A 2,335-nucleotide genomic window follows, 5' to 3' on the forward strand; every position below is an offset into this window, starting at 1 on the left:
GCGCTCGGCGGCCGCCAGCAACGGCAGTTCGGCCACCGGTTGGTGCGGTTGCTCGACGATGCCTTGCAGCAGGTTGATGAAGTGGGTCGACAGCCGCTCGATGGTCGAGCGCTCGAACAGGTCGGTGGCATAGATGAACGACGCCTCCAATCCCTCTGGCGATTCGCGGGTCTCCAGGGTCAGGTCCAGTTGGGCCACTTCGGTGACACTGTCCACGCCTTCGATCTGCAGGTCGCCCAGGCGCGCACTGGTCGCCCCGCCACGGCCGGCCGCTTGGTGGTTGAACATCACCTGGAACAGCGGGTTGAGCCCCAGGGTGCGCTCCGGCGCCAGGGCCTCGACCAGTTGCTCGAACGGCAGCTCCTGATAGGCCTGGGCATCCAACGCGTGCTGGCGCACCTGGCGCAACAATTCGACGAAGGGCTGCTCGCCGGCGACCTGGGCACGAATCACCTGAGTGTTGACGAAGTAACCGATCAGCCCTTCGGTCTCGACCCGGTTGCGGTTGGCGCTGGGCACCCCGATGCGGATATCGTGCTGGCCGCTGTAGCGGTGCAACAACGCATGCAATGCCGCCAGCAGCAGCATGAACAAGGTGCCACCCTCGGCCCGGGCCAAGGCGTGCAGGGCATGACTCAAGGCCGCCGGCAGTTGCAGGTTGCAGCGCGCGCCACGGTAGCTGGGCTGCGCCGGCCGCGCGTGATCCAGCGGCAGTTCCAGCACCGGTTGCTGCGCGCCCAGGCGCTCGGTCCAGTAGGCCAGCTGGCGATCACGCTCGCCCGCCTCCATCCAGTGGCGCTGCCACAGGGCATAGTCGGCGTACTGGATCGGCAGCGGCGCCAGCGTCGGCGCCTGGCCGAGGCTCAAGCCGGCATACAGGGCGATCAGCTCGCCGACCATCACCTGCATCGACACGCCATCGGAAACGATATGGTGCTGAGTCAGTACCAGCACATGGTCTTCGGGCGCCAACTCCAGCAGGCGGACCCGCAGCAGCGGCCCCGCCTCGAGGTCGAACGGGTGACGGGTTTCCTCGGCCACCCGGGCCTCCAGTTGTGCCAGGTCAAGCGGCCCGACCACCTCATGGGCGATAGCCAACCCGGCCCCGGGGTCGATCACCTGCAATGGGCGCGTCTGCTCGAAGACAAAGCGGGTGCGCAGCGTCTGATGCCGTTCCACCAACCGCTCGAAGGCACCTTGCAGCGCTTGGCGATCCAGCCGGCCGCGCAGCCGCAGGGCCATGGGGATGTGATAGGCACTGCTGTGCGGCTCCAGTTGCCAGAGGAACCACTGGCGCTCCTGGGCGAAGGACAGCGGCAGTTGCTCGAAGGCCGACTGCACCTCGGGGATCGGCAGGTTGGCCGGGGACACGCCCTCGGCCAGCATCTTCTCCAGGTACAGCGCACGCTTGTCCAGGGGCAAGGTGATGAAGCGGCGAGCGATCCGCGCGGCAACGGTATTGTCCATCACAGCCCCTCCATGTCGTCGAGCAGGCCTTCCAGACGGCTCAGGGTCGCATCCTGCACCTGTGCGCCGGTGGCTTGCAGTTGCGCCACCAGTGCACCGAGCACCGGGTATTGGAACAGCAGCTGCGGGACCAGTGTCAGCCCCAGTTCAAGTTGAATACGCGACACGATATTGATCACCAGCAGGGAATGCCCGCCCAGTTCGAAGAAGTTGTCCGTCAGGCCGACCCGCTCAAGCCCGAGCACCTGTGCCCAGATCGCCGCGACCTGTTGTTCCAGTTCACTCTGCGGCGCCACGTAGGCACGCTGCGACTGCGCGGCATCCACGGCAGGCAAAGCCTTGCGGTCCAGCTTGCCGTTGGGCGACAGCGGCAGGCCGTCCAGTACCAGCCACTGGTTCGGCACCATGTAGTCCGGCAGGCCGCGGCGCAGGTGCTCGGCCAGTTGTGCCTGCCAATCGGCGGCCTCGCCGGCCAGCACCACATAACCAACCAGTTGCTTGCCGTCCGGCACGGTCACCACGGCTTCACGCACCAGGTCGTGCTCCAGCAGACGCGCCTCGATCTCCCCCAGCTCGATGCGCAGGCCACGCAGCTTGACCTGGTGGTCGATACGCCCGGCGTACTCGATCACCCCGTCCGCGCGGTAGCGCGCCAGGTCACCGGTGCGGTACATGCGCTCGCCATTGCCGTATGGGCTCACGGCGAAACGCTCGGCGGTCAGCCCCGGGCGGCGGTGGTAACCGCGCGCCAGGCCTGCGCCGGCCAGGTACAGCTCGCCCAGCACCCCCACCGGCACCGGTTGCAGCTCGGCATCGAGGATGTAGCAGGCCAGGTTGGCGATAGGCTCACCGATCGGCACGCTGTCCC

The 2,335-nt window shown here is 67.2% G+C and carries 2 protein-coding genes; both read right to left on the reverse strand.

The genetic code is table 11. The annotated features are described in order from the left end of the window. The coding region (locus DMX12_RS28730) for a condensation domain-containing protein (protein WP_256599249.1) at window positions 1–1,467 on the reverse strand (1,467 nt) is incomplete at its 3' end. Continuing rightward, the coding region (locus tag DMX12_RS28735; RefSeq protein WP_146226886.1) for a phosphopantetheine-binding protein at window positions 1,467–2,335 on the reverse strand (869 nt) is incomplete at its 5' end. The genes DMX12_RS28730 and DMX12_RS28735, both read right to left, overlap by 1 nt.

Source organism: Pseudomonas sp. MB-090624, from assembly GCF_003205245.1.
Lineage (GTDB): Bacteria > Pseudomonadota > Gammaproteobacteria > Pseudomonadales > Pseudomonadaceae > Aquipseudomonas > Aquipseudomonas juntendi.